General features: G+C 69.2%; 22 protein-coding genes and 1 pseudogene. 11 read left to right on the top strand and 12 right to left on the bottom strand.

What is annotated here, in order from left to right; all coding sequences use genetic code 11:
• Positions 1-40 precede the first annotated feature (40 nt).
• From DTA15_RS35295 to uxuA, 6 genes are all read right to left on the bottom strand, one after another.
• Positions 41-478, bottom strand: coding sequence for a DUF934 domain-containing protein (locus DTA15_RS35295; RefSeq protein WP_006486022.1), 438 nt, complete (start codon positions 476-478; stop codon positions 41-43).
• The gene (locus DTA15_RS35290) at positions 475-2,259 is read right to left on the bottom strand and encodes a nitrite/sulfite reductase (RefSeq protein ID WP_006486017.1); all 1,785 of its coding nucleotides are present in this window, start codon (positions 2,257-2,259) and stop codon (positions 475-477) included. The genes DTA15_RS35295 and DTA15_RS35290 overlap by 4 nt, the downstream gene beginning before the upstream one ends.
• A 195-nt stretch (positions 2,260-2,454) precedes the next feature.
• Complete coding sequence (locus DTA15_RS35285) at positions 2,455-2,844, bottom strand: hypothetical protein (RefSeq protein WP_006486014.1); 390 nt, start codon at positions 2,842-2,844, stop codon at positions 2,455-2,457.
• 97 nt (positions 2,845-2,941) lie between these two features.
• The gene (locus tag DTA15_RS35280) at positions 2,942-4,375 is read right to left on the bottom strand and encodes an aminotransferase-like domain-containing protein (protein ID WP_006486002.1); all 1,434 of its coding nucleotides are present in this window, start codon (positions 4,373-4,375) and stop codon (positions 2,942-2,944) included.
• Between the two features lie 129 nt (positions 4,376-4,504).
• A complete protein-coding gene (locus DTA15_RS35275; protein WP_006485998.1) occupies positions 4,505-5,815 on the bottom strand; it encodes an MFS transporter in 1,311 nt (436 codons plus the stop codon).
• A gap of 72 nt (positions 5,816-5,887) precedes the next feature.
• Positions 5,888-6,949, bottom strand: coding sequence for a mannonate dehydratase (uxuA, locus tag DTA15_RS35270; RefSeq protein ID WP_006486021.1), 1,062 nt, complete (start codon positions 6,947-6,949; stop codon positions 5,888-5,890).
• Positions 6,950-7,216: 267 nt separating this feature from the next.
• Here uxuA and DTA15_RS35265 point away from each other — a divergent pair, with 267 nt between their 5' ends.
• The 3 genes from DTA15_RS35265 to DTA15_RS35255 all read left to right on the top strand — a co-directional run bounded on the left by DTA15_RS35265 (position 7,217) and on the right by DTA15_RS35255 (position 11,021).
• Positions 7,217-7,939, top strand: a complete 723-nt coding sequence (locus tag DTA15_RS35265; RefSeq protein WP_006486005.1) for a FadR/GntR family transcriptional regulator — start codon at positions 7,217-7,219, stop codon at positions 7,937-7,939.
• A 182-nt stretch (positions 7,940-8,121) separates the two neighbouring features.
• Positions 8,122-9,252 (top strand): ABC transporter substrate-binding protein, encoded by a 1,131-nt coding sequence (locus DTA15_RS35260; protein ID WP_020979528.1) that lies wholly within the window; start codon positions 8,122-8,124, stop codon positions 9,250-9,252.
• Positions 9,249-11,021: a sensor domain-containing diguanylate cyclase gene (locus DTA15_RS35255; RefSeq protein ID WP_006486010.1), complete on the top strand. Its 1,773-nt coding sequence runs from the start codon at positions 9,249-9,251 to the stop codon at positions 11,019-11,021. The genes DTA15_RS35260 and DTA15_RS35255 overlap by 4 nt, the downstream gene beginning before the upstream one ends.
• A gap of 77 nt (positions 11,022-11,098) precedes the next feature.
• Here DTA15_RS35255 and DTA15_RS35250 read toward each other — a convergent pair whose 3' ends face one another.
• From DTA15_RS35250 to DTA15_RS35240, 3 genes are all read right to left on the bottom strand, one after another.
• The gene (locus DTA15_RS35250; RefSeq protein ID WP_006486001.1) at positions 11,099-11,398 is read right to left on the bottom strand and encodes a DUF4148 domain-containing protein; all 300 of its coding nucleotides are present in this window, start codon (positions 11,396-11,398) and stop codon (positions 11,099-11,101) included.
• Positions 11,399-11,670: 272 nt separating this feature from the next.
• On the bottom strand, positions 11,671-11,928 hold the full coding sequence (locus DTA15_RS35245) for a hypothetical protein (RefSeq protein WP_006478949.1): 258 nt from the start codon (positions 11,926-11,928) through the stop codon (positions 11,671-11,673).
• A 423-nt stretch (positions 11,929-12,351) separates the two neighbouring features.
• A complete protein-coding gene (locus tag DTA15_RS35240) occupies positions 12,352-13,218 on the bottom strand; it encodes a sulfite exporter TauE/SafE family protein (RefSeq protein ID WP_043033098.1) in 867 nt (288 codons plus the stop codon).
• 321 nt (positions 13,219-13,539) lie between these two features.
• On the opposite strand from DTA15_RS35240, the gene DTA15_RS35235 reads away from it, so the two are divergent.
• Together DTA15_RS35235 and DTA15_RS35230 are read left to right on the top strand one after the other, a co-directional pair.
• Positions 13,540-14,436 (top strand): LysR family transcriptional regulator, encoded by an 897-nt coding sequence (locus DTA15_RS35235; RefSeq protein ID WP_006486006.1) that lies wholly within the window; start codon positions 13,540-13,542, stop codon positions 14,434-14,436.
• A gap of 118 nt (positions 14,437-14,554) precedes the next feature.
• Complete coding sequence (locus DTA15_RS35230) at positions 14,555-15,187, top strand: LysE family translocator (RefSeq protein ID WP_006485999.1); 633 nt, start codon at positions 14,555-14,557, stop codon at positions 15,185-15,187.
• A gap of 18 nt (positions 15,188-15,205) precedes the next feature.
• On the opposite strand, the gene yddG is transcribed toward DTA15_RS35230, so the two are convergent.
• From yddG to DTA15_RS35220, 3 genes and pseudogenes are all read right to left on the bottom strand, one after another.
• Positions 15,206-16,147: an aromatic amino acid DMT transporter YddG gene (gene yddG / locus DTA15_RS38900; protein ID WP_012493359.1), complete on the bottom strand. Its 942-nt coding sequence runs from the start codon at positions 16,145-16,147 to the stop codon at positions 15,206-15,208.
• A gap of 126 nt (positions 16,148-16,273) precedes the next feature.
• A pseudogene (locus DTA15_RS39330) lies at positions 16,274-16,447 on the bottom strand (hypothetical protein); the annotation flags it as partial.
• Positions 16,448-16,706: 259 nt separating this feature from the next.
• A complete protein-coding gene (locus DTA15_RS35220; protein WP_006485997.1) occupies positions 16,707-18,392 on the bottom strand; it encodes a purple acid phosphatase family protein in 1,686 nt (561 codons plus the stop codon).
• A 323-nt stretch (positions 18,393-18,715) separates the two neighbouring features.
• On the opposite strand from DTA15_RS35220, the gene DTA15_RS35210 reads away from it, so the two are divergent.
• The 6 genes from DTA15_RS35210 to DTA15_RS35185 all read left to right on the top strand — a co-directional run bounded on the left by DTA15_RS35210 (position 18,716) and on the right by DTA15_RS35185 (position 23,714).
• Positions 18,716-19,015 (top strand): YXWGXW repeat-containing protein, encoded by a 300-nt coding sequence (locus DTA15_RS35210; protein WP_006493271.1) that lies wholly within the window; start codon positions 18,716-18,718, stop codon positions 19,013-19,015.
• 226 nt (positions 19,016-19,241) lie between these two features.
• Positions 19,242-20,027 carry an RNA polymerase sigma factor gene (locus DTA15_RS35205; RefSeq protein ID WP_006486009.1) on the top strand — a complete coding sequence of 262 codons (786 nt, stop codon included), beginning with the start codon at positions 19,242-19,244 and terminating at the stop codon, positions 20,025-20,027.
• Positions 20,024-20,443 (top strand): hypothetical protein, encoded by a 420-nt coding sequence (locus DTA15_RS35200; RefSeq protein WP_006494754.1) that lies wholly within the window; start codon positions 20,024-20,026, stop codon positions 20,441-20,443. The genes DTA15_RS35205 and DTA15_RS35200 overlap by 4 nt, the downstream gene beginning before the upstream one ends.
• On the top strand, positions 20,440-20,943 hold the full coding sequence (locus tag DTA15_RS35195; protein ID WP_006483702.1) for a periplasmic heavy metal sensor: 504 nt from the start codon (positions 20,440-20,442) through the stop codon (positions 20,941-20,943). The genes DTA15_RS35200 and DTA15_RS35195 overlap by 4 nt, the downstream gene beginning before the upstream one ends.
• 216 nt (positions 20,944-21,159) lie before the next feature.
• Positions 21,160-22,554: a DUF1800 domain-containing protein gene (locus DTA15_RS35190; protein ID WP_006483700.1), complete on the top strand. Its 1,395-nt coding sequence runs from the start codon at positions 21,160-21,162 to the stop codon at positions 22,552-22,554.
• A 2-nt stretch (positions 22,555-22,556) separates the two neighbouring features.
• Positions 22,557-23,714: a DUF1501 domain-containing protein gene (locus DTA15_RS35185; protein ID WP_012493358.1), complete on the top strand. Its 1,158-nt coding sequence runs from the start codon at positions 22,557-22,559 to the stop codon at positions 23,712-23,714.
• Positions 23,715-23,726: the final 12 nt, after the last annotated feature.

The raw sequence follows: 23,726 nt of genomic DNA, 5'->3' as shown, positions 1-23,726 counted from the left end.
GTTCCGGTTCATCGGACGGGCGGCCAGCGAGCCGCCCGTTTCATTTTCCGGGCTGCGCCGCCGCGTCCCGCGGCGGCATGACCGTTCGCGCATCGCGCTGATAGAAGCCCGGAAACCGGTCGAGCTGCCGCCGTGCGACCGCGAGATCGGCGGCGTCGCCGAGCACCGCGCTCGAAAACCCCGTGCGTTCCATCAGCAGCAACTGGTCGACCAGTACGTCGCCGGTCGCGCGCAGGTCGCCGGCGAAGCCGTAGCGCTTGCGCAGCAGGTAGGCCTGGCTGTATGCGCGGCCGTCGGTGAACGACGGAAACTGCAGGTCGATGCGCGTGGCGTGCGCGATGCGTGCGGCCAGCGGCGGCAGTTCCTCGTCGTTGCCGATCGTCAGTGTCGTCGCGTCGTGCTGCTGCGTGTCGTCTGCGTGCTCGGCCGGCGTCAGCAGCCGGATGCGTGCGGATGGGTTCGAGGTCTCGTGCTTCATGCCGGCTCTTCCTGATGACGTGCGGCGTTCGCGGCGGCCTTGAACGGTTCCGTGCCGATGCGGCGCACCGTGTCGATGAATCGTTCGCCGCGACCGTTCGCGTCGATGCGCGCATCGAGATAGGCGTTGACGATCGCGTCGACGACATCGACGATCTCGTCCGCCGAAAACGACGGGCCGATCACCTTGCCCGGCCGCGCGGGGCCGCTCGCGCTCGAGCCGTCCGAGCCGCCGAGCGTGACCTGGTACCACTCCGCGCCGTCCTTGTCGACGCCGAGGATGCCGAGGTGGCCGCTGTGATGATGGCCGCACGAATTGATGCAGCCGCTGATGTGCAGGTCGATGTCGCCGACGTCGTGCAGCAGGTCGAGATCGTCGAAGCGCTCGGCGATCGCGTCGGCGACCGGAATCGAGCGCGCGTTCGCGAGCGCGCAGAAATCGCCGCCCGGGCACGCGATCATGTCGGTCAGCAGCCCGACGTTCGCGCTCGCGAGCCCGATCGCGCGGGCGTTTTCCCACAGCAGGAACAGGTCGTCGACGTGGACCCACGGCAGCACGACGTTCTGCGTGTGCGTGACGCGGGCCTCGCCGGCCGAGAAGCGGTCGGCGAGCTCGGCGAGCGCGTCGAGCTGCTCCGGCGACGCATCGCCCGGTGCCTGCAGGCGGCGCTTGAACGACAGCGTGGCGATGCGCAGCGCCGGGTCGCGGTGGTCGGCGACGTTGCGGGCGAGCCAGCGCGCGAACGCCGGATGACGGCTCGCCTGCGCGGCGACGCGCGCATTCGCGTCGGCGAGGTCGAGCGTGCGCGGCTTTAACCGCGGCGGCACGAACGACGCGGCGACGCGCTCGAATTCGGCCTGCGGGATCGTGTGCGGGCCGCCGTCGAGGTCGACGATCTGGCGGAACTCTTCCTCGACGTCGTCGATGTAGCGTTGCCCTTCGGTCTTCACGAGGATCTTGATCCGCGCCTTGTACTTGTTGTCGCGCCGCCCGTAGCGGTTGTACACGCGGACGATCGCCTCGATGTAGTTCATCACGTGCTGCCACGGCAGGAACGCGCGCAGCAGCGTCGCGATCATCGGCGTGCGGCCCATCCCGCCGCCGACGCTCACCCGAAAGCCGAGCGCGCCCGCGTCGTCGCGCACGAGCTTCAGCCCGACGTCGTGCCAGTCGGTCGCCGCGCGGTCCTCGGTCGCACCGGTGATCGCGATCTTGAACTTGCGCGGCAGGAACGCGAATTCGGGGTGCAGCGTCGTCCATTGACGCATCACCTCGGCGAACGGGCGCGGATCCGCGATCTCGTCCGGCGCGACGCCCGCGCGTTCGTCGCACGAAATGTTGCGGATGCAGTTGCCGCTGGTCTGGATGCCGTGCATGTCGACGGTCGCGAGCAGATCCATCACGTCGGCCGCCTTCGCGAGCGGAATCCAGTTGAACTGCACGTTGGTGCGGGTCGTGAAGTGCGCGCTGCGGGTCGGCAGGCGCAACGTGCCGAGCAAGGCCTGCGCGTCGCACGCGGCGCGGTAGGTGGCGTCGTCGGGCACGTCGTAATCGCGCGCGATCCGCGCCAGCACGCGAAGCTGCGCGCTGGACAGCTCGCCGTACGGTACCGCGACGCGCAGCATCGGCGCGTGGCGCTGCACGTACCAGCCGTTCTGCAGGCGCAGCGGCCGGAACGCATCCTCGCCGAGGGTGCCTTGCTGCCAGCGTTCGAGCTGGTCGCGGAACTGGGCGGCGCGGCTGCGCACGAGCGCCCGGTCGAAATCGGTATATCGATACATGACGTGATACGCGAGAGGCGCCGCGGCGCAGGGCGCGCGGCGCGGCAGGGCGTTGCGACGGATGTCAGGCAACGGAAGACAGCGTAGGGAACGCGGTGCGGCGGGACAAGCAGCAGATCGGGACGGAAAAGGCGCAGCAGATGGCCGGCGGGGCGCCGGCGCAGGCCGGGCATGCGTGCATGCCCGTGAGCGCGGTCATGCGTCGACGACGAGCGCCGGATCGAGCGCGCGGATGCGCTGGTCGATGAAGTAGCCGCCGCCTTCCTGGTAGCGCAGGAACAGGCGGCCGCACGGGCGGCAGCGGCTGACGGTGCAGCGGTTGTACGGGAAATGGCGCGGCGCGATCGGCGCGTCGTCCGATGCATAGTGCGTGCCGGCCGGATGATATTCCGCGTAGGTCGGCTCGGCATCGCCCGGCGGCATGAGCGTGGCCACTTCGAGCAGTTGCGTGTCCGGCAGCGACAGCGGCAGGGTCGTCCAGCCGGCGAGCGAGGTCTTGGTGCACGTGCATGGCTGCGTGACGTGCGCCGCTTCGGCCGTCAGTGTCAGCAGCGCGTCGTGATCGAGGTAAGGCAGTGGGCTCATGGGCAATCGTGAAGGGGCGGCAGGACCTGCAATGTAACCCGCGCGCGGATCGGCTGCATGGCCGCGACACCGTCAGCGCGGCGCGCTCCCTGCGCGCTCAGCCGGCCTTGCGGACCGACGGCTGCGCGACCAGTTCGCCGAGCACGCGGATCGCGCGCTCGATGTCGCGGCTCCACGGATGGCCGAAGTTCACGCGCACGCAGCGCTCGAAGCCGTGCGCGGCCGAAAACAGCGGACCCGGCGCGAAGCTGATGCCGCGTGCGATCGCCTCGCGATGCAGCGCCATCGCGTCGATCGCGTCGGGAAACGCGAGCCACAGGAAATACCCGCCTTCCGGCCGCACCCACTCGACGTCGGCCGGCAGCCAGCGCCGCAGCGCGTCGTCCATCCGGTCGAGCTGCGCGTGCAGCGCGCCGCGCAGCACGCGCAGGTGCCGGTCGTAGCCGCCGTGCTCGAGATAGTTCGCGATGCCGGCCTGCGCGGGAATGCTGGCCGACAGCGTCGTCATCAGCTTGAGCCGCTGCACCTTCTCCGCGAACCGGCCCGCGGCGGCCCAGCCGATCCGGTAGCCGGGCGCGAGCGTCTTCGAGAACGAGCTGCAGTGCATCACGAGGCCGTGACGGTCGAATGCGCGCGCGGGCAGCGGATAGTCCGGGCCGAAATGCAGTTCGCCGTAGACGTCGTCCTCGATCAGCGGCACGTTGCGCGCCGCGAGCAATTCGACGAGCGCGCGCTTTTTGTCGACGGTCAGCGTGACGCCGGTCGGATTCTGGAAATTGGTCATGAACCAGCACGCGCGGATGTCGTGCCGGTCGAGCGCGTTCGCGAGCGCGGCGAGGTCGAGGCCGGTGCGCGGATCGACGGGAATCTCGACCGCGCGCAGGTCGAGCCGCTCGATCGCCTGCAGCGCCGCGTAGAAACCGGGCGCTTCGACGGCGACGACGTCGCCCGGCCGCGTGACGGCCATCAGGCACAGGTTCAGCGCTTCGAGTGCGCCGTTCGTGACGACGAGTTCGTCGATCGGCTGCGAGATGCCGGTGGCGAGATAGCGCCGCACGATCTGCTGGCGCAGCGCCTCGTTGCCGGGCGGCAGGTCGACGACCGTGCTCCACGGGCTCACGAGCCGCGTGGCCTGCGCGAGCGACTTCGCCAGACGCGGCAGCGGAAACAGCTGCGGCGCCGGGAACGCGGAACCGAGCGGCACGATGCCGGGCTGCGTGGCCGCATCGAGCACGGAGAACACGAGATTGCTGATGTCGACCTTGCGGGTTGCGTCGGTGCGGCGCGTACGGCGTTTCGTCGCCGGGCTCGCAGCCGGCTGCGCGCCCGGCGCGACGTAGTAGCCCGAGCGTTCGCGCGCGCGGATCAGCCCCCACTGTTCGAGCAGGTAATACGCGCGAAATACCGTCGACTGGCTCACGCCATGCTGCGCGATGATCTGTCGCAACGACGGCAGGCGCGTGCCGACGGCGAGGTTGCCGTTGCGGATGTCGTCGGCGATCGTATGGGCGAGGGTTTCGTAGCGTTTCATCGGCGTGGGCGGAGCGCTGCGTCGCCGCACGCGGGCCGGAGCGGCGCCGCGCCGGCGGGCGCGGCTCATTGTCCGATGCGCGGCCCGAAAAGGAAAGCGCGGGTGTTTCGGCCGCGCCGTCCCGCCGCGTCACGCCGCGTTCGGCTCGACATTCCGCCCGCTGCCGCCGCGACGCAGCGGCGGCAACGGCTCGACCTTGCCGACCACGAACAGGTACGACAACGCCCCGACCACGCACAGCGCGCCGGCCACCGCGAGCGGCACCACGAACGAGCCTTTCGTGATCGACAGCATCACGCCGGTGAAGGTCGTGATGAAGATGCCCGCGAGATTGCCCGCGAAGTTCTGGATGCCGCCGAGCGACGCGACGTGCGCGGGCGTCGGCGCGACTTCGCCGACGAGCGTCCATACGTTGGCGCCGGCGAACGACAGGCTGGCATATGCGAGTGCGAACAGGCCGAGGCAGGCCCACACGTTTTCGACGAACGCGGACAGCGCGATCGACGACGACAGCAGCATGCCGAGCACGAGACAGGTCTTGCGCGCGGCGGTGGCGCTCCAGCCGCGGCGGAACAGGCTGTCCGACACGTAGCCGCCGAGCCAGCCGCCGGGAATCGCGAGCAGCGCGGGCAGCATGCCCCAGGTGCCGAGCGACGCGAGCGAGAAGCCGCGCGACTGCAGCAGGTAGCTCGGGAACCACGTGATGAAGAAATAGATCGCGAAGTTCAGGCAGAACAGGCCGATCATCATCCCCCACACGGTGCGGTAGCGGAACAGGTCGAGCCACGACACCGTCGGGCCGTCGGTTGCGGCCGCAACCGTCGGCGCGCCGCGTTGCGCGAGCAGCGCATCGACGGCGTCCGGCGCGATCGCGCGATAGCGTTCCGGGTCGCGATAGACGAACCACCACGCCAGCGCCCACACGATGCCGATGCCGCCCGTGATCACGAACGACCCGCGCCAGCCGACGAGCGAGATCAGCCACGCGACGAGCGGCAGCGACAGCGCGGAGCCGACGCGCGAGCCGCTGTCGAAGATGCTGCTGGCGAGGCCGCGCTCGCTGCGCGGGAACCAGTTGAACGCGACCTTCGCGAACGACGGGATCGCGGCCGCTTCGCCGACGCCGAGCATCAGCCGCACGCCGACCAGTTGCGCGAGGCCGCGCGCGGCGCCGGTCGCGACGGTGAACACCGACCACCAGCCGACGGCCAGCGCGAGGCTCACGCGCACGCCGACCTTGTCGATGAACCAGCCGGCCGGTAACTGCAGGAACGCATAGGTCCAGAAGAACGCGCTCAGCACGAGCCCCATGCCGACCGCGTCGAGCCCGAGGTCGGCACGGATGCTGGGCGCCGCGATCGCGAGGTTCGCGCGGTCGATGAAGTTGATGACGTTGGCCAGAAAGCACATCAGGATCATGGCCCATCGGATGCGTGGCATGGCGGTGTCTCCGCGCGGAATGTCGTGGCGGGCGACCGGCGATCCGCTGCGCCGGCCGCCTCGAAAGGCGAATTACTGCGACGCTTGCGGCGCGCGGTCGAACTTCGCCAGCGCTTCCCACAGGCCGTTCAGGTAGACCGCGCCGAGCGCGCGGTCGTAGAGGCCGTAGCCGGGCTTGCCCGTCTCGCCCCAGATCATGCGGCCGTGGTCGGGGCGCACGTAGCCGGTGAAACCGGTGTCGTGGTACGCCTTCACGATCGCGGCGATGTCGAGCGAGCCGCAGCTCGACAGATGCGCGGTTTCCTCGAAATCGCCGTTCGCGTCGACCTTCACGTTGCGGATGTGCGCGAAATGGATGCGGCCCATCGCGCCGAACTCGCGCACGAGCGCTTCGACGTCGTTTTCGGGGCCGGCGCCGAGCGAGCCCGAGCACAGCGTCAACCCGTTCGCGGGTGAGTCGACGAGGCGCACGATCCGCGCGAGATCGTCGCGGTTCTTCACGATGCGCGGCAACCCGAAGATCGGGCGCGGCGGATCGTCGGGGTGGATCGCCATCTTCACGCCGGCTTCCTCGGCGACCGGAATGATCGCCTTCAGGAAGTATTCGAGGTTGGCCCACAGCGCGTTCTCGTCGACGTCGCGGTAGTCGGCGAGCAGCGCCTGCAACTGTTCGGGCCGGTAGCTGGAATCCCAGCCGGGCAGCGCGATGCCGTCGTTCGGATCGATCCGGTCGACCGCATCGGTGCTGAACGCGAGGCAGGTCGAGCCGTCGTCGAGCGTCTTCGACAGCTCGGTGCGCGTCCAGTCGAACACGGGCATGAAGTTGTAGCAGACGACGCGGATCCCGGCCGCGCCGAGATGGCGGATGGTCTGCCGGTAGTGGTCGATCAGGCGGTCGCGGCCCGGCTTGCCGAGCTTGATGTCCTCGTGCACCGGCACCGATTCGACGACGTCGAACTGCAGGCCGGCGCGTTCGATCGTCGCCTTCAGCGCTTCGATCTTGTGCGCGGGCCAGACTTCGCCCACCGGTTCGTCGTAGATCGCGGACACGATGTGCGTGACGCCGGGGATCTGGCGGATGTATTGCAGCGAGACCGGATCGGACTCGCCGTACCAACGGAAAGACATCTTCACTGGAGCGGCTCCTGGCTGGCGGTTCATGCGTTGGACGAGCGGGGCGGCAGCGTGCCGGCCCGTCGTCGGTGTGCGGATTATGATTGGTATGCCAGTTTTGAGGGATAGTGGTTTACCAGTTGTCTGGACGAGCATCGGCCCGTGTGACGTTTCCGGAAGCGTCAGGCGAGGCCGGCCAACGGGCGAGCCGGGGTGTCGCCAAATTGGTGTACCATTTTGACGATCCGGCGCCGCAGCGGCGCCCGCCAGCCTGTTGCGAGCCTTCCGATGACCGATCTTTCCAGCCTGCCTGCCAGCCGCGACACCGATGCCGCGGACCGCTCCTATATCGGCCTTGCGCGGCAGATTCACGCGATGGTGGCCGCCGGCGCGTTCGAAGCCGGTGCGCGGCTGCCGTCGGAACGCAGCCTGGCCGACCAGTTCGGCGTAAGCCGCACGCAGGTGCGCGAGGCGATCATCGCGCTCGAGGTGCAGGGGATCGTCGAGGTGCGGATCGGCTCGGGCATCTACGTGTCGGCGGCCGATGCCGCGCGGCCGGTGACGTTCGAAGTCCCGCGCGGCCCCGGGCCGATCGAGACGCTGCGCGCGCGCGGGCTGATCGAGGCGGAAGTCGCGGCGCTCGCGGCGACCGAACGCAAGGATGCCGATCTCGACCGCCTGTTTTTCTCGCTGACGACGATGCGCGAGCAGATGAACGACAAGGCCGCCTACGACGCGGCCGATCGCCAGTTCCACCTGCGAATCGCGGAATCGACCGGCAACACGGTGCTGCTGCACATGGTCACGGCGATGTGGGATTGCGCGCGCAGCGATCCGCTGTGGGACAAGATCGAGGAGCACTTTCACTCGACCGCGCTGCGCGAAGCGTCGCAGGAAGATCACCAGCGGATCTTCGCGGCGATCATGGCGCGCGACGCGGACGGTGCGCGCGACGCGATGCGCGCGCACCTGTCGCGCGTGATCGCGGAATTCACGCAGGCCTGGCGCTGACGTTCGTCTTCGCGTATCCGCGCATGCGTGCATTCGCGCCGCGATGCAGGCCCCGGTAACTGCGTCGCATTCAGTCGCAAGGCCAATGAATATGCGCCGTGTGCGGCTTGTTCCGATTGCGTGACCCTGCGTTTTATGGTCTCGTTGCGGGATATCGCATCGACTCGAAAAAGGACAGTCGAATGCAGCCGGGCGATTCACGCGGGGTCCGATTGATCAGGGGAATCGGCGCAGGCACGCGCGCGCGCCGCGCCGTGCGTACGCTGCTTGTCATATTGACGGTAGGCTTACTGGCGCCCGTCCCGCCGGCCGTCGCCGCCTCTCCCGAAACCGTCAACGACAACGTGCTGCGCGTGCTGGCGTGGCCCGGTTATGCGGACAGCGATATCGTCAGCGCATTCGAGGCGCAGTTTCATGTGCGTGTGGAAGTGACGCTGGTCGATTCCGACGAAGCGTTGTGGACGCGGTTGCACAGCGCCTCGCCGCCGCCGTACGACGTGCTGGCCGCGAACACGGCCGAGATCCAGCGCTATGCGCATGAGCATCTGCTCGCGCCGGTCGACCTGTCGCGCATCCCGAACCGGCGGCGGCAGTTGCCGAATTTCCAGCAGCTCGCGACGATCGGCGGCCTCGTGCAGGACGGCGCATCCTACGCAGTCCCGTTCACCTATTCGTCGATGGGGCTGATCTACGACCGCAAGCAGGTGCCGGCCGCGCCGCGCTCGATGCGCGAACTGTGGAATCCGCGCTATCGCGGCAAGGTGCTCGACTTCAACAGCGCGCAGCACAATTTCTCGTTCACGGCGCTGGCGCTCGGCTATCCCGATCCGTTCCGTCTGTCGCCCGCGCAGACACTTGCCGTCGCGCGCAAGCTGATCGACCTGCGCCGCAACCTGCTGACCTACTACACGCTTCCGGAAGAGGCGACCGCGCTGTTCGTCCAGCATCGCGCGGCGCTGATGTTCGGCAACTACGGCACGCAGCAGGTCGAGCAGTTGCGCCGCGCCGGCGCGGACGTCGGCTACGTGATCCCGGACGAAGGCGCGCTCGCGTGGCTCGACTGCTGGGCCGTCACGCGCGGCGCGCTGCGTCCCGAGCTCGCGTTCGCGTGGATCAACTACATGCTCGAACCGGCGATCGGCGCGCTGCTGACCGAGCGCCAGGGGCTCGCGAACACGCTCGAGCCGCCGCGCGGCCTCGACACCGGGCACGAGCATCTCGTATGGCTTCAGCCCGTGGAGGACATCGCGCGCCGCGAATCGCTGTGGGGCCGCATCGTGTCGGGTGACCGGCCGGAGCGGTTCGGAAAATGATCCGGCTCGGGCTCACGTCGAAGCTGTCGGTGCTGTTCGCGTGCATTGGCGTGATCGCGTCCGGCACGACCGGCTACTACGCGTATCGCGCCAACCGCGCGATGCTCGTGCAGGAGGCGCAGCACAGTCTGCTGATGTCGACGCAACTGCTCGGGCAGCGCTTCACGACCGCGCTCGCCGACGTCGCCGACGATGCGCTCGTGCTCGCGCAGTTGCCGTCGTCCGCGTTCGTCGCGGGCGCCGACCATCCGGACGACGCGCGCCGCATGCGGCTCGAACAGGTGTATTACAGCTTCATGCGGAATCACGCGGAGTACCTGCAGATCCGTCTGATCGCGCGCGGGCATTTCGGGATCGAACGCATTCGCCTCGATCGCGATGCGCGCGGCATCGTCGTGCTGCCCGAACGCGAATTCCAGGAGAAAGGGCAGTTTTCCTATGTATTCGATACGCTCGCGACGGCGCCTGGCCACATCTACCTGTCGCCGATCGTGGTCAATCACGAGACGGGCTCGCACGCGGCGGAGGGGCTGCCGATCCTGCGCGTGGGCACGCCGGTGGTCGACGCAGCGGGGCAGACGGTCGGCGCGCTCGTCGTCGACGTCGAGTTGTCGCGCGTGTTCGACCGGCTCGAACGCGATTTGCCGGACGACTATGCGGTCTATCTCGCGAACGAGTGGGGCGATTTTCTCGTGCATCCCGATCCGGAACAGACGTTCGGCTTCGATCGCGGCCGGCGCGTGCTGATGCAGGATCGCTTTGCCGTCACGCGCGCGTTGTTCGACAGCGGGCGCATGAACGTGATGCTCAATGGCCTCGCGCAGCCCGATGCGGCACCCGGCCAGATGTTCGCGTTCGTCCGCACGCCGTTCGGACACGACGAAGGCAACCGCTTCGTCGTGCTGGGAATGGGCCGGCCGCTCGCCGACGTGCTCGCGCCGGCCGGCATGCTGGGCGAACGGATCGTCAGGATGGTGCTCGTATCGAGCCTGCTGGCGGTCATCCTCGCGATCCTGTTCGCGCGGGCGATCACGCGGCCGTTGCAGACGCTCGCGCGCGCCGCCACGCACGTGTTCGACGATCCGGCGGCCGAACGGCTGCCGGTCGCGCGGGCCGACGAGATCGGCGTGCTCGCGCGCTGTTTCGACAGCATGCGCGTCGAGATTCGCACACAGGTCGCGATGCTGCGCGCGAAGCAGCAGGAGCTCACGCACCTCGCCGGCCACGATCCGCTGACGGGCCTGCCGAACCGCCTGCTGTTCATGGAGCATCTCGATGCCGCGATCCGGCATGCGGCCGCGGTGCGCGAGGGGCTGGCGGTGATGTTCGTCGATCTCGACCGCTTCAAGCAGATCAACGACCAGCACGGGCATTCGGTTGGCGACCGTACGCTCGTTGCAGTCGCGAAGCGGTTGAGCCAGGTGCTGCGCAGCGGCGACATGGTGGCGCGGCTGGGCGGCGACGAATTCATCGTGCTGATGTCGGATGTGCGTTCGCCGGCGGTGATCGGCGATGTCGCGTCGCGCATCCAGATCGTGATGGCCGAGGCGCTCGAGTTCGACGAAGGGCGCATGGCCGTCGGCGCGAGCATCGGCGTCAGCGAGTTTCCGGCGGATGGCGCGTCGGCCGAGGAGTTGCTCGTCAAGGCCGACGCGGCGATGTACGCAGCGAAGGCGTCCCCGCAGTGCGTGTGCGTGCGCTACCAGGATCTGGTGCGCAGCGGCGCACCCGACGAGACTGGCCGCGTCGCATCCGGCGGCAGCCGCTGACCGCGGGCCGAAACGCGACGAGCCCGTCGCGGGACGGGCTCGTCGCATGGGCGGGCTGCAGGTGCGAAGCGGCAGGCTTAGTGGCCGAAGTAGACCGAGTCGCGCGGGTTCTGCGCGCGGACGACCGGTGCGCCGCCCTCGACGGTCGCGGCCGGTTGCGAGCCGGCGCCGCTGTTGTCGATGCCGTGCACGCGGGCTTGCGCGGCCTGGATGTCGGCCGGGTAGTACGGGCTCGACTGGCTGGGCTTGTAGCCCGCGTTTTCGAGCTGGACCAGTTCATTGCGCACCTGGGCGCGGGTCACGGTGCTTTGGGCGAATGCGCCGAACGACGCGGACAGGGCGGCGGCGGCAACGACTGCGGAAACGAGCGATTTCATGATGACCTCCGATGTTTATTGGCTTTCCGCGTTCGACACCATGTCGTCAGCGGTTGATTACATCGTAGGCGTCGCTTCACCTAGGGTAAACGCGAGTTTGAGTGAAAGATCGTTGCGCTCGAGGTAATAATTTCGAGACGAACGTCTTCCGTCCCCATTCGGTATTGCGGGGATTGCAAGCAATTGGCGGGAGCGTGAACAGGGGCGGGCACGGGCATGCGCGCGGCGGCAAGGGCCGCCGAATATCGCGTCGAAGCGGCGAGGCTGTCGGATCAGACCCCGTCGTCGTCGATTTCCTTGCGCTCGCGGCGTTCTTCGTTGCCGCGCCGCGCGCGCAGGCGCTGGCGGGACAGGACGGCGATCACCTGCTGGGTCGGCGCGCCGGACGGCAGCTCGTTGCGGATGCGGTCGGGGACCATCGGCAGGCCGGCGCGCTGCCGGCGCAGCGCCTTGGCGATTGCCCGGCGGCATTCGTCGCCGTGGCAATCCCATTCATCGCGGATTCTCTGGCAATAACGGCATTGTTCCATCCGACTAGTCTAACGCGTCTTCGGGAATGGAGCAGGGCGCGGGGCCGGACGGGCTGCGTGCCGGGCGGCGGCGATGGCCGACGGCTCGGAGGCGGGCGATGGCAGGCCGAATCGGACTGCGAATCAAATCGACCGGAACCGTTCATCGACACGACGGTTTCGCGTCCTGCTCCAGACGGATTCCTTGCGCGCGGACGGGGCCGCCGCGCGTCAGCGGAGCGACCAGATGCCCCAGATCGCGATCAACAGGCCAAGGCCCAATCCGCAGCCCAGCAATACATACGTTTCCATTTCTTGCCTCTGACGACATGGCCATGCTGACATCGGTATCAGCGTACGTGCAGCAAAGCCGGCCGCGTATCGTCCGCGCTGTCGGTCGGAGCGATACGCCGGGTGGTCTGCGCATACTACGCGTGGCAGCTTTCAGAACGCATGCGCGATCGACGGCTTGGTCGCGTGCACACCACCCGTCTGGGCCGTGGCCGATCCGCCGTGCCGAAATACGCCCGACTTCCAGATCATCTGCGCCGCCGCGACGAGCACGAACAGCAGGACGACCATCCTGAAGATCCGGGGCGACATCTTGTCCCGCAGCGGGCGAACCAGCCACATGCCGGCAATCGCCGGCAGGCTGGCGGCCGCCGAGATCGCGAGGTCGGCGCCGCTCGCGTGCGCCGCGCCGCTGAACGTCGTGATCAGCGTGACGATCGACACCACGAGGATGATCGCGATCTGCTTCGTGAATACGCGCCCGGTCGCGCCCGACGAAATCAGGTAGGTGGCGAGCAGCGGGCCGGGCACCGATGCGATGCTTTCCATCAGCGCCGCACCGAAGCCGAGCGCGAAACCGACGGGCTTTTGCCACGCTTGCGGCAGGTCGAGCTTCGGCGCCGCGAGCATCAGTGTCGCGGCCACGATCAGCAGCGCGCCGGAGGCGGCCTGTGCGTGACCGGGATTGAGGGACAGCAGGATCGCCACGCCGACGACATTGCCGATCACGGTGCCGGCGATCGGGGCCGCGATCTTGCGTGCCGTCGCGAGTACCTGGCCGCCTTCCAGCGCCTGCGGGATGTTGCCGAGGATGATCGGCATCGACAGCAGCAGCACCGCATGCCGGATCGGCAGGAACTGGCTGAGGATCGGCATCGCGATCAGCGGCACGCCGATGCCGGTGATGCCCTTGGCCATCCCGCCGAGCAGCAGCGCGACGGCGATGCCGGCCAGTTCGAACGCGGTGAGCCCCTGCAGGCTGGAGACCAGCACCCCTTCAGTCAGATTGAAATGCATCATGGAATGGCATGTCGCGGCGTAGCCGGCAGCGAGCGTCGTCGACGGCGCCCGTGGCGGTCGCGTGCATCGTGCACGCAAGGTGTTCGGGATCGGTGCGAACCTGATCGGCCGGTTGTGCGGCCCGGCCCGTCGTGCAGCGTGATGCGCCTGCATCGACGCGGCGGTTCGATCACGCATCTTACCCGAGCGTTGCATCCGGCATTCGGCTCGCGGATGGCGCGGTGCGCGTGTCGGCTGCATGACCGTCGCACCGGTTCAATATAATTCAAGTGAATCGGCCGTCTCATGCGCGGCATACATACCTTCGAACGAGGAAATCCGATGACGCTCGCCCAGTTGCAGGCCCTCGCTGCCGTGGTCGAACTCGGCTCGCTGACGGCCGCGGCAGACCGGCTCAGCCGCAGTCAATCCGCGATCAGCCATGCGCTGACGGAGCTGGAGGATCTCACGCAGGTCAAGCTGCTCTGGCGCGACCGGCAGCCGGTCGTGCTGACGGCGGCCGGCGAACGCCTGTGGCCGTATGTCCAGAGCGTGGTGCGGGAAGCGCAGATGCTGCGCCAGCAGTTCAGCCTGTCGCGCGGCAAGCTCGAAGGGAAGCTGGTGGTTGCGTCGCTGCCGAGCGTGTCGCTGGCGTTCGTCGTTCCCGCCATCGAGGCGTTGAAGGAGATGCACCCGGGCGTATCGGCGGTGCTGCTCGAAGGCACGGACAGCGAAGTCGAAGGGTGGCTCGACGACGGCACGGCCGACGTCGGCGTGGTGGCCGGCGCGAATACGTTCGCGCACCACCTGCCGCTGCTCGACGAGGATTTCGTCGCGGTGGCGGCCGACGACATGTTCGCCGGCCGCAAGAGCGTGTCGGCCCGGCAGCTGGCCGCGGCGCCGTTCATTTTCTCGAAGGCGGGATGCGGGCCGGTGATCGCGGATTACTTCGCGCGCGGCGGCGCGCCGCTTCGGGCCGCATTCAACGTGGTCGAGATGCGCACGATCCTGTCGATGGCGGAGGCCGGCATGGGCGTGTCGATCGTGCCGCGCATCACGCTCACGTACACGCCGTTCGGCGGGCGCGTGCTGGCGCTGTCGCCACGGCTGCATCGCTCCGTGCGACTGGCGTGGAATACCGCCGGCAACGCGGTCACCGACGCGTTCGTACGGCTCGTCGACGCGCAACGCGCGAAGGCGGAAAAGACGGTCCGGACCCGTGCGAAAAAGGGCAGATAGCGACGGGCGGACACGATGAACGGCGCTCATGGGGCGCTTGCAGTTTATTCACGATGGCGAAGGTCAACATGCAATACATTGTTCTGACCTCGTGATCGTTGCCCTGAAGGAGTGCGCCGTGCCAGCCTTGCCCACCCTGTTTGCGTTCGGACTCGTGTCGCTCGGCATGGTGCTGACGCCCGGGCCGAACATGATCTATCTGGTTTCGCGCTCGATCTGCCAGGGCCGCCGCGCCGGCCTGGTGTCGCTCGGCGGCGTCGCGCTGGGATTCGTGTTCTACATGGTGTGCGCGGCCGTGGGCATCACCGCGCTGGTGATGACCGTGCCGTATGCGTACGATGCGCTGCGCGTTGCCGGCGCGCTGTATCTGGCGTACCTGGCGTGGCAGGCGCTGAAGCCGGGCGGGCGCTCCGCGTTCCAGGTCCGGCAGTTGCCGCACGACAGCCGCGCGAGGCTGTTCACGATGGGCTTCGTCACGAACCTCGCGAACCCGAAGATCGCGGTGATGTATCTGTCGTTGCTGCCGCAGTTCATCGTGCCGGGGCACGGCAGCGTGTTCGCGCAATCGCTGGCGCTCGGCTGCGTGCAGATCGCGGTGAGCGTCAGCGTCAACGCGCTGATCGCGTGCGCGGCCGGTTCGATCGCGGGTTTTCTCGCGGGGCGGCCGCTCTGGGCGGCGGTTCAGCGCTGGCTGATGGGGACGGTGCTGGCCGGGCTGGCCGTGCGGATCGCGCTGGAGTCGCAAAATTGACGATGGCACCGGGCCTCGTCACCCGTGGCAGCTACCGTCGGCCTCGCTGGCGATCCGCACGGGCCTGGCCTTGTCACGGCGGCTGCGCGTCGCGAGCCAGCACAGGATCGAGCCGCCGCATACCATCGACGCGCCTTGCCAGAACTCGGCCGACAGCGGCGCGTGCAGCAGCGTGGCGGCGACGGCGGCGGCGAGCACCGGCGTGAAATACGACGCGCCGACGATGACCGTCACGTTGCCGTGCATGATGCCGGTGTTCCAGGCCGCATAGCCGAAGCCGAGCGCCGACGCCGCCAGCACGAGATACCCGACCGCGTGCAAACTGAACGTCATGCCGCCGCCGCCTTCGATCGCGAACTTGATCCAGAGCACCGCGGCCACCAGCATGAAGAACGGCGTGACGCCGTTCTTGCCGTCGGCGATGCGCGCGGTGACCGTGCAATAGCCGGCCCAGATCAGCGCGCCGACGAACGCCAGCCCGTAGCTGAGCGGATTGTCCGCGACGTTGCGCAGCATGCCGGCCGGATCAAGCCCCTGGTCGCCGCCGAGCACCCGGCAGATGCCGAGCATCGACAGCAGGACGCCGGGCACGACCAGCAGGTTCGCGCGCTGCTGGTTGAACGCGATGGCGGCGATCAGCGTGAGACTCGGCCACAGATAGTTGACCATCGCGACTTCGATCGCCTGCCGACCGTTGCTCGCATAGCCGATCGACAGCGACAGGCACAGCTCGTACGACACGAACAGCAGCCCGCCCCACAGCAGGTAGTTTTTCGGGAATCGGCTCAGGTCGGGGAAGCCGATCGAGAACAGCAGAAGCACGGACGCCACCGTATAGATCATCGCCGCGCCGCCGGTCGCGCCGAGGCTTTCGCTGACGCCGCGAACGAGCGCGACCACCGAGGCCCATAACAGCACCGCACCGAGCCCGATGAGCGTTGCCTTGTTCTTGCGTTTCATGCTTGCTGCCTGTTTCAACATGCCAATTCGATTTCGGATGACGCGACGGCGCCGGGCAGTGCCCGCCATGCTCCGGAACGCGCCGTCGACGATCGGCTGCGCGACCGCGTCGAGATCGGGCGCATCGGGCAGCACGAGCGCCGGATTCTTGCCGCCGCACTCTAGCACGATGCGCTTCAGGTCGAATTCGGCCGAGTACTCGAGGAATTGCCGCCGGGGTCCGCCGGGTCGGCGAAGCTCACCGTGTCGACGTCCGCGTGCCGGCTTCACGAAACCACCAAGAGAGGGCCGCCTTGTCATCCGGCACGACGGTTTCGGGCCGCCGTCGCGTGGCCGGCATCGGGTCCTCGTGTTCGGCACCAACCGCGACACGGGCGACTGGCTGTTCCACAACCCGTCCGGGTTCGACGTGCGCACGCAGCAAAACGTGGCGATGCCGCGCGCGATGTTCGACCGGTACTTCGCGAATCGCGGCATCCTGATCGCCCCGTCACGTTGCGCGCGCAACGAGCCGGGCGATCGAAGCGTGAGACGCCCGCCGCAGCGGGCGCCCGTCCGGTCACCGCTCGTGCCGCTTCTTGCTCAGTTCGATCGTCTCGAACAGCTCGTACTGCGCGGTCGGGTGCTGGTCGGCGCCCGGCGCGTGGTAGTAGCGCATCGTGATCGTCGTGTGGCCGCCCGGCTTGCCCGGATCGTGGTCGAACACCGCGATCCCGTAGCCGGTGCCCGTATCGCGGCGCGCGGACCAGATCGCATCCTCGAGCGCATCGGCCGGCTGGCGCACGAACGTGTTCGGCGCGGTGCCGGGCACCGGCCGGTTCGGCTTCGTGAACACCTTCGCCTGCGCAAAGCCGGTCGACGGGTTTTCGCCGTACACGTCGAGCGGCGCGCTGGTGCCGCCGCCGCCGAGGATCAGGTGGATCGTGCCGTGGCTCGTGTCGAACGTCGTACGGTTCGGATCGTTCGAGCCGACCGGGCGCGGCTGCAGCGTTTCGACCACTTCGCCGGTTTTCGCGTCGACGCCCGCGCGGTGATTGCAGCCGCGCACCGGATAGCTGCGCTCGTAGTCGTGATCGTGGCCGCACAGCACGAGATCGACGCCGTAACGATCGAACAGCGGCAGCCACGCTTCGCGAATGCCCTTGTCGGACCCGTTGCCTGTCTTCGACGAACTGAGCGCGTCCTGGTGCATCTGCACGACGATCCAGTCGATATCGTCGTCATGCGCGGCGTGACGCAGCGTACGTTCGAGCCAGCGCGTCTGCTCGCCGTTGCTGTAGCCGCGCACGTAGAACGACGTGCCGGGCTCGATCGGCGGGCGACCGGTGCTCGCGGCCGGCACGAGCGGCGCGGGGCCGCCGACGAACGCGGCGGCGTCCTGGTACACGACGTCGTCGGCGTCGAGCGACACGAACAGCACGGAGCTCACGCGGAAGCTGTACCAGCGGCCGGGGAAATGCGTGCCGTTCTCCGGCAGCGTATAGCGGGCGAGATACGAGTCGAGCCCCTGCGGACCGTTGTTGAACTCGATCTCGTGATTGCCGGGGCATGGCATCCACGGGCGATTCGCGGCCGACGTCTGGTTGTTGTTGCCGAAATCGCGCCACACCTCGGGCTGGTGCGCGGGGTTCAGGTTCGCGTAGCAGAGGTCGCCGTTCAGCAGGTGGAACAGCGGCTGGAACTGCTCGACGGCCTGCACCGCGAAGCGGCTTTGCGGCGACGACAGCACCCACGCGCCGTTGGGCGTCGCGAGATCGCCGTAGCTCGTGAAACGGAACGGCGCCCGGCCGCGCGGCGCGGTCGAAAAGTGCGCGGAGAACGGCTGTGCCGCATTGCCGTCGTTGTCGGCCGTGATCTCGTAGCGGTAGCGCGTATCCGGCTTCAGCCCGTGCACGCGCGCGTGGTACGCGAACACGGTCTCGCCGTTCAGGCCGTCGGTGTACAGGCGCTGGACGCCATGCACGGTGCGCGCCGGCTCGCCGTCGGCGACGATGCGCGCGCGCGGATTGACGGCCGGTGCGAGCGACGCCCACGAGATCACGACTTCGGACGTCGGGTCGTTGCCCCACGTCAGGTGAACCTGCTCGGGCGTGCCGTCCGGGTTCGACGCGGCGGCGCGGGCTGCCGCGAGCCCGCCGGCGGCGGTGGCGAGGCCGGAGACGCCGGCGAGTTTCAGGAAGCCGCGACGCGACACGGAGGCGGCCGGCTCGTTCGGCTGGTCAGGGAGAGTGTCCTGGTTCGACATGGTCGGTGTTTTTCGTTGATGGGGCGCGAGACGCGGAACCGCGCGGCCATGCGCGCGCACGGCCGGGGCGTGGGCCGGAAACGAGCGGGATCCCGGTCGCGTGCATTGTCGAAGGGCAGTTTTGCCGCGTTGTGACAGTGCCGCAACCCTGCGCCTGCGGCCGCCGATGTGCAGAGGCGCGCGTCGTGGCCGCCGGTCCGCTCCCGCGCCCGTTCACTTTCTCCGAAATTTATTTGCCGATACCGCGACGGATTTCTCCCGTCCGCTCCGTTTAACGCATGAACGACCGCTTCCGGTCGATGCCCGTTATTTCGGAGTCTTTCATGAAACTTTCCGTTCCATTGCGATTGGCCGTCGGATGCCTGGCTGCGCTCGCGACGTCCGCCGTATTCGCGCAGGCCGTCATCGTCGCGCCTTACGCGCCGCCGCCGCCGCGCGTCGAAGTCATGCCGGCGCCGCGTGCCGGTTACGTATGGGATCAGGGCCACTGGCACTGGCGGCAGGGCCGCTACGTGTGGATTCCGGGCCACTGGCAAGTGGTGCGGGTCGGTTACCACTGGGTGCCCGGACACTGGGCCGCGCGCGGCCCGGCCTGGCGCTGGGTGCCGGGCCACTGGGCCTGACGTGCAGGCCGCCGCGCGGCACGCGATGCCGGCGCAGCGGATTTTTCACGCAACATCATGAGTCGAAGCGATGCCTTTTCGAATCATCGTGATACTGGCGGCCGCGGCGATCGCGCTGGCCGGCTGCGTCGTGGTGCCGGCCCGTCCGGTGTATTACCGGCCCGCGCCGGTCGTCGTATATTGAGCGCGCCGGCCCACGCTCGCGTGGCGGGCTGCAAGGATCGACATGCGGCGCGAACCGGATGTCGATGAATCCGGCTCGGCCGGCACCGTGTGCGATGCCGGGCGCGACGCGCGCGGCGTCGACGCACCGTCGGCATGGCGCCGTCCGGCGATGGCCCGACGCATGCAAGGAGAGCACGACGATGAGCTTCAGCCGGGCGGCGGGTCCCGCCGCCGTGACAGTGCGGCGCGCACGCGCCGCGCGACGGAGCAGGCGGCGTTGAGCGATCGCGGCGACCGCGATCCGGACGCGGAACTCGTCGCACGCGTCGGCGCGCGCGATGCGTCGGCGGTGCGCGTGCTCGTCGCGCGCAAGCTGCCGCGGCTGCTCGCGTTGGCGACGCGCATGCTCGGCGACCGGAGCGAAGCCGAGGACGTCGCACAGGAGACGTTCTTGCGAATCTGGAACCAGGCGCCGCGCTGGCGCGAAGGCGAAGCGCGCTTCGACACGTGGCTGCATCGCGTCGTGCTGAACCTGTGCTACGACCGGTTGCGCGGCCGGCGCGAGGCGCCCGTCGATACGCTACCCGACGTGCCCGACACGCAACCGGAGCCGGCCGCGCATGCGGAACTGCGTTCGCGCGATGCGCGCGTGCGGCAGGCGCTGGCCGCGTTGCCGCCGAGGCAGCGGGAAGCGCTGGTGCTCCAGTACTATCAGGACATGTCGAACGTGGAAGCGGCCAACCTGATGGGCATCACCGTCGATGCGCTGGAAAGCCTGCTCGCCCGTGCGCGGCGCAACCTGCGCGCGCAACTGGCCGGCGACCCACCTAGCGAGGACAAGCGATGACACCCGAACGATTTCGTACCATCGTCGCCGCGTACGGCTCGGACGCGCGGCGCTGGCCGGCCGGCGAGCGCGCGGCCGCCGAGGCGTGGGCGCACGCGAACCCGCGCGAAGCGCTGCTGGCGCTCGACGATGCGGCCGACCTCGATGCGTGGCTCGCGTACGACACGGTCGCGCCTCCGGCGCCGGCGCTCGTCGAGCGCATCGTCGCGACGGCGCCCGCGCCGCAGCGCGCCCGCCGGCGCGGCGCCGTATGGTGGTCGGGCGCGGCGTTCGCGGGCGTCGGCCTGGCCGGCGCGCTCGCGGGGGCGGTGGCCGTGTCGATGCTGATGCTCGGCAGCGCGTCGCCGGCGCAGCACGAGCCGGGCTATCTGACGACGACGTTTGGCGGTCCGAGCGTGGACGGGAGTGACGAATGACCGAACGCGGCTGGAAATTCACCCTCGTCGGCTCGGTCGTGCTGAACGTGTTCATGCTCGGCGCGATCGGCGGCGGCGCGTATCAATGGTTCTCGACTCACCGCGACGGGCACGCGGCGGGCGCGCCCGCATCGCGCACCGCGTTGCGTTTCGCGGCGGACGGCTTGCCCGATGCGCGGCAGCGCGAATTCGCCGCGGCGCTGAAGGCGGCTCGCAAGAGCGGTCGCGACTTCGCGCGCGAAGGGCGCGACGGCCGGATCACCGTGCTGGACCTGCTCGCCGCGCCGCAACTCGATCGCGCGGCGATCGATGCGGCGCTCGACCGCACGCGCGCGGCCGACACTGCGATGCGTGCGCAGGTCGAGCGCAGCGTCGTCGATTTCGCGGCGACGCTGACGCCCGACGAGCGCGCGAAGTTCGTCGACGGGTTGCAGCACAGCGGCAACTGGCGTTTGCCGCCGAGGCTGCAGAAGAAACCGGACGCCTCGACGAGCGAGTAAGCCGCGCGTGGGCGGCGCGCGATCTGCGCGCCGCTCGTGCGTCATGCGTGCGCCGGTTCCGGCGAATCGCGCGGTCGTTGTCCGCTGACGATCCACGCCGCCGTGTTGCGCGATTTCCGCCCGGCGCTTCCACAGCAAAAAATATTTTCCCGCCCCGCGACGGATTTCCCGGCGTGCTTGCGTTGAACGTGAATACGCACTGCAAGAGAGCCCGTCATGGAGCACCCGAACGACGCCACGCCGGCCGCGATCGCGCTGAACCGCTTCGGTCTCGGCGCGCGCGCCGACGAAGCCCCGCCCGCCGACCCGAAGGCCGCATTGCTCGCCCAGTTCGACCGCTACGATGCGCGACCCGCCGCATGGGCCGGCGAGCCGGACGCGGTCACGCTCGCCACGCGCTTCGCGAACACCCGCAACGCGACGACGGGCGACGACGCGGCCGCGAAGCGTGCCACCGCGCAATCGATCCGCCGCGACGGCTACGACGCGTATCGCGGCGCCGTCGCCGCGCGCATGAACAGCGCGCTGAACACGTCCACGCCGTTCGTCGAGCGTCTCGTGCATTTCTGGGCGAATCATTTCGCGGTGTCGGTCGACAAGGGGCAGGTGGCCGCTTACGCGGGCGCATTCGAACGCGACGCGATCCGTCCGCACGTGCTCGGCCGTTTCGAGGACATGCTCGTCGCCGTCGAGCAGCATCCCGCGATGCAGGTGTTCCTCGACCAGGCGCGCTCGGTCGGTCCCGACAGCCCGGCCGCACTGCGTGCGCAGGCACGCGATCCGTCCGCGAAGCGCGGGCTCAACGAGAACCTCGCACGCGAAATCATGGAGCTGCACACGCTCGGCGTGCGCACCGGTTACACGCAGGCCGACGTGACGGAATTCGCCCGCGCACTGACCGGCTGGAGCATCGCCGGCAGGCGCGGGGCGCAACCGGGCGATGCGGCGCCGGGCGCATTCGTGTTCCGGCCGAATCTGCACGAACCCGGCACGCGCACGGTGATGGGCCGCACCTACGATCAACCGGGTGAAGCGCAGGCGCGCGCGATCCTGCGCGACCTCGCGCGATCGTCGGCGACCGGCCGACACATCGCGTTCCAGCTCGCCCGTCATGTCGTCGCCGACAATCCGCCGCCCGCGCTGACCGAGCGGCTCGCGCGCGCCTTCGATGCGAGCGGCGGCGACCTGCCGACCGTCTATCGCGCGCTCGTCGACGCGCCCGACGCGTGGTCGCCGGTCAACCGCAAGTTCAAGACGCCGTGGGAGTGGGCCGTGTCGTCGCTGCGCGGGCTCGGCTGGCGCGACACCGGTGATCTCAAGGCCGCGCCGCTGCTCGCCCAGCTCGGCCAGCCGGTGTGGCGGCCGGGTTCGCCGGCCGGCTACGACGACGTCGCCGCGAGCTGGGCCGCGCCCGATGCGCTGGTGCGCCGCGTCGAGATCGCGCAGCGTCTGGCCGCACGCACGGGCGACCGGCTCGATCCGCGCACGCTCGGCAACACGCTGCTCGCCGGTTCGCTGAGCGCGCCGACCGCGACCGCGCTCGCGCGCGCCGAAAGCGCGACGACGTCGCTCGCACTGCTGCTCGTTTCGCCCGATTTCCAACGGAGATGACCATGGCACTGTCCCGCCGACGATTCCTCAGTGTGGCCGCGGCCGGCGCGGGCGCGATGCTCGTCGCGCCGCGGCTCGTGTTCGCGAATGTCGAGACCGACCGGCGCTTCGTGTTCGTGATCCAGCGCGGCGCGGCCGACGGCCTGAACATCGTCGTCCCGTATGCGGAGCCCGCGTATGCGTCGCTGCGCGGCCCGCTCGCGATCGACACGACGGCCGCGACGCGGCTCGACGGCACGTTCGCGCTGCATCCGTCGCTCGCGCAAACCGCGCAGATGTACCGCGACGGTCAGGCGCTGTTCGTCCATGCGATCGCGTCGCCGTATCGCGACCGCTCGCATTTCGACGGCCAGAACGTGCTCGAAACGGGCGGCCGGGCACCGTACCAGGTCAAGGACGGCTGGCTGAACCGGCTCGCCGCGCTGCTGCCGGCGACGCGCGACGACGCAATCGCGTTCGCGCCGACCGTACCGCTCGCGCTGCGCGGCGCGGTGCAGGCCGCGTCGTATGCGCCATCCGGTTTGCCGGCCGCGCCGGACGATCTGCTCACGCGCGTGTCGGCGCTCTACGAAGCCGATGCGCAGCTCGGCCCGTTGTGGCAATCCGCGATGGAAGCACGCGGCCTCGCCGGCGACGCGCATGCGCGACAGGACCCGGCCGGCGTCGGCAAGCTCGCCGCGACGTTTCTCGCGCGCGACGACGGCCCGCGGATCGCGATGATCGAGACGGGCGGCTGGGATACCCATAGCGCGCAGAACGCGCGGCTCGCGAATCAGTTGAAGGCGCTCGACACGATGCTCGCCGCGCTGCGCGACGGCCTCGGGCCCGCGTGGCAGCAGACCACGGTGCTGGTCGCGACCGAGTTCGGCCGCACGGCCGCGGTGAACGGCACGGGCGGCACCGATCACGGGCAGGCGTCGGTCGCGATGCTCGCGGGCGGCGCGGTGGCAGGCGGCCGCGTGATCGCCGACTGGCCGGGGCTACGGCCGGGCGACCTGTACGAAGGGCGCGACCTGAAGCCGACTGCGTCGCTCGATGCGCTGATCGCGGGCGCCGCCGCCGACAGCCTGCGGCTCGACCCGCGCCGCACCGCATCCGCGCTGTTCGCGGAAAGCGGTGCGGCACGGCCGATGAGCGGCCTGATTCGCGCAGCCGCGTGACGCGTCGTGTCG

The sequence above is a fragment of the Burkholderia cenocepacia genome (genome assembly GCF_900446215.1).
Lineage (GTDB): Bacteria > Pseudomonadota > Gammaproteobacteria > Burkholderiales > Burkholderiaceae > Burkholderia > Burkholderia cenocepacia.
This window is presented reverse-complemented; position numbering and strand designations above follow the sequence as displayed.

Excerpts from the sequence above, each read along its gene's own strand:
- DTA15_RS35240 (WP_043033098.1), bottom strand. The coding sequence starts at position 13,218 with ATGATGCATTTCAATCTGACTGAAGGGGTGCTGGTCTCCAGCCTGCAG.
- DTA15_RS35235 (WP_006486006.1), top strand. The coding sequence starts at position 13,540 with ATGACGCTCGCCCAGTTGCAGGCCCTCGCTGCCGTGGTCGAACTCGGC.
- DTA15_RS35285 (WP_006486014.1), bottom strand. The coding sequence starts at position 2,844 with ATGAGCCCACTGCCTTACCTCGATCACGACGCGCTGCTGACACTGACG.
- DTA15_RS35275 (WP_006485998.1), bottom strand. The coding sequence starts at position 5,815 with ATGCCACGCATCCGATGGGCCATGATCCTGATGTGCTTTCTGGCCAAC.
- DTA15_RS35280 (WP_006486002.1), bottom strand. The coding sequence starts at position 4,375 with ATGAAACGCTACGAAACCCTCGCCCATACGATCGCCGACGACATCCGC.
- DTA15_RS35190 (WP_006483700.1), top strand. The coding sequence starts at position 21,160 with ATGGAGCACCCGAACGACGCCACGCCGGCCGCGATCGCGCTGAACCGC.
- yddG (WP_012493359.1), bottom strand. The coding sequence starts at position 16,147 with ATGAAACGCAAGAACAAGGCAACGCTCATCGGGCTCGGTGCGGTGCTG.
- DTA15_RS35205 (WP_006486009.1), top strand. The coding sequence starts at position 19,242 with ATGCGGCGCGAACCGGATGTCGATGAATCCGGCTCGGCCGGCACCGTG.
- DTA15_RS35220 (WP_006485997.1), bottom strand. The coding sequence starts at position 18,392 with ATGTCGAACCAGGACACTCTCCCTGACCAGCCGAACGAGCCGGCCGCC.
- DTA15_RS35255 (WP_006486010.1), top strand. The coding sequence starts at position 9,249 with ATGATCCGGCTCGGGCTCACGTCGAAGCTGTCGGTGCTGTTCGCGTGC.
- DTA15_RS35290 (WP_006486017.1), bottom strand. The coding sequence starts at position 2,259 with ATGTATCGATATACCGATTTCGACCGGGCGCTCGTGCGCAGCCGCGCC.
- DTA15_RS35295 (WP_006486022.1), bottom strand. The coding sequence starts at position 478 with ATGAAGCACGAGACCTCGAACCCATCCGCACGCATCCGGCTGCTGACG.
- DTA15_RS35195 (WP_006483702.1), top strand. The coding sequence starts at position 20,440 with ATGACCGAACGCGGCTGGAAATTCACCCTCGTCGGCTCGGTCGTGCTG.
- DTA15_RS35250 (WP_006486001.1), bottom strand. The coding sequence starts at position 11,398 with ATGAAATCGCTCGTTTCCGCAGTCGTTGCCGCCGCCGCCCTGTCCGCG.
- DTA15_RS35210 (WP_006493271.1), top strand. The coding sequence starts at position 18,716 with ATGAAACTTTCCGTTCCATTGCGATTGGCCGTCGGATGCCTGGCTGCG.
- DTA15_RS35260 (WP_020979528.1), top strand. The coding sequence starts at position 8,122 with ATGCAGCCGGGCGATTCACGCGGGGTCCGATTGATCAGGGGAATCGGC.
- DTA15_RS35265 (WP_006486005.1), top strand. The coding sequence starts at position 7,217 with ATGACCGATCTTTCCAGCCTGCCTGCCAGCCGCGACACCGATGCCGCG.
- DTA15_RS35185 (WP_012493358.1), top strand. The coding sequence starts at position 22,557 with ATGGCACTGTCCCGCCGACGATTCCTCAGTGTGGCCGCGGCCGGCGCG.
- DTA15_RS35245 (WP_006478949.1), bottom strand. The coding sequence starts at position 11,928 with ATGGAACAATGCCGTTATTGCCAGAGAATCCGCGATGAATGGGATTGC.
- DTA15_RS35200 (WP_006494754.1), top strand. The coding sequence starts at position 20,024 with ATGACACCCGAACGATTTCGTACCATCGTCGCCGCGTACGGCTCGGAC.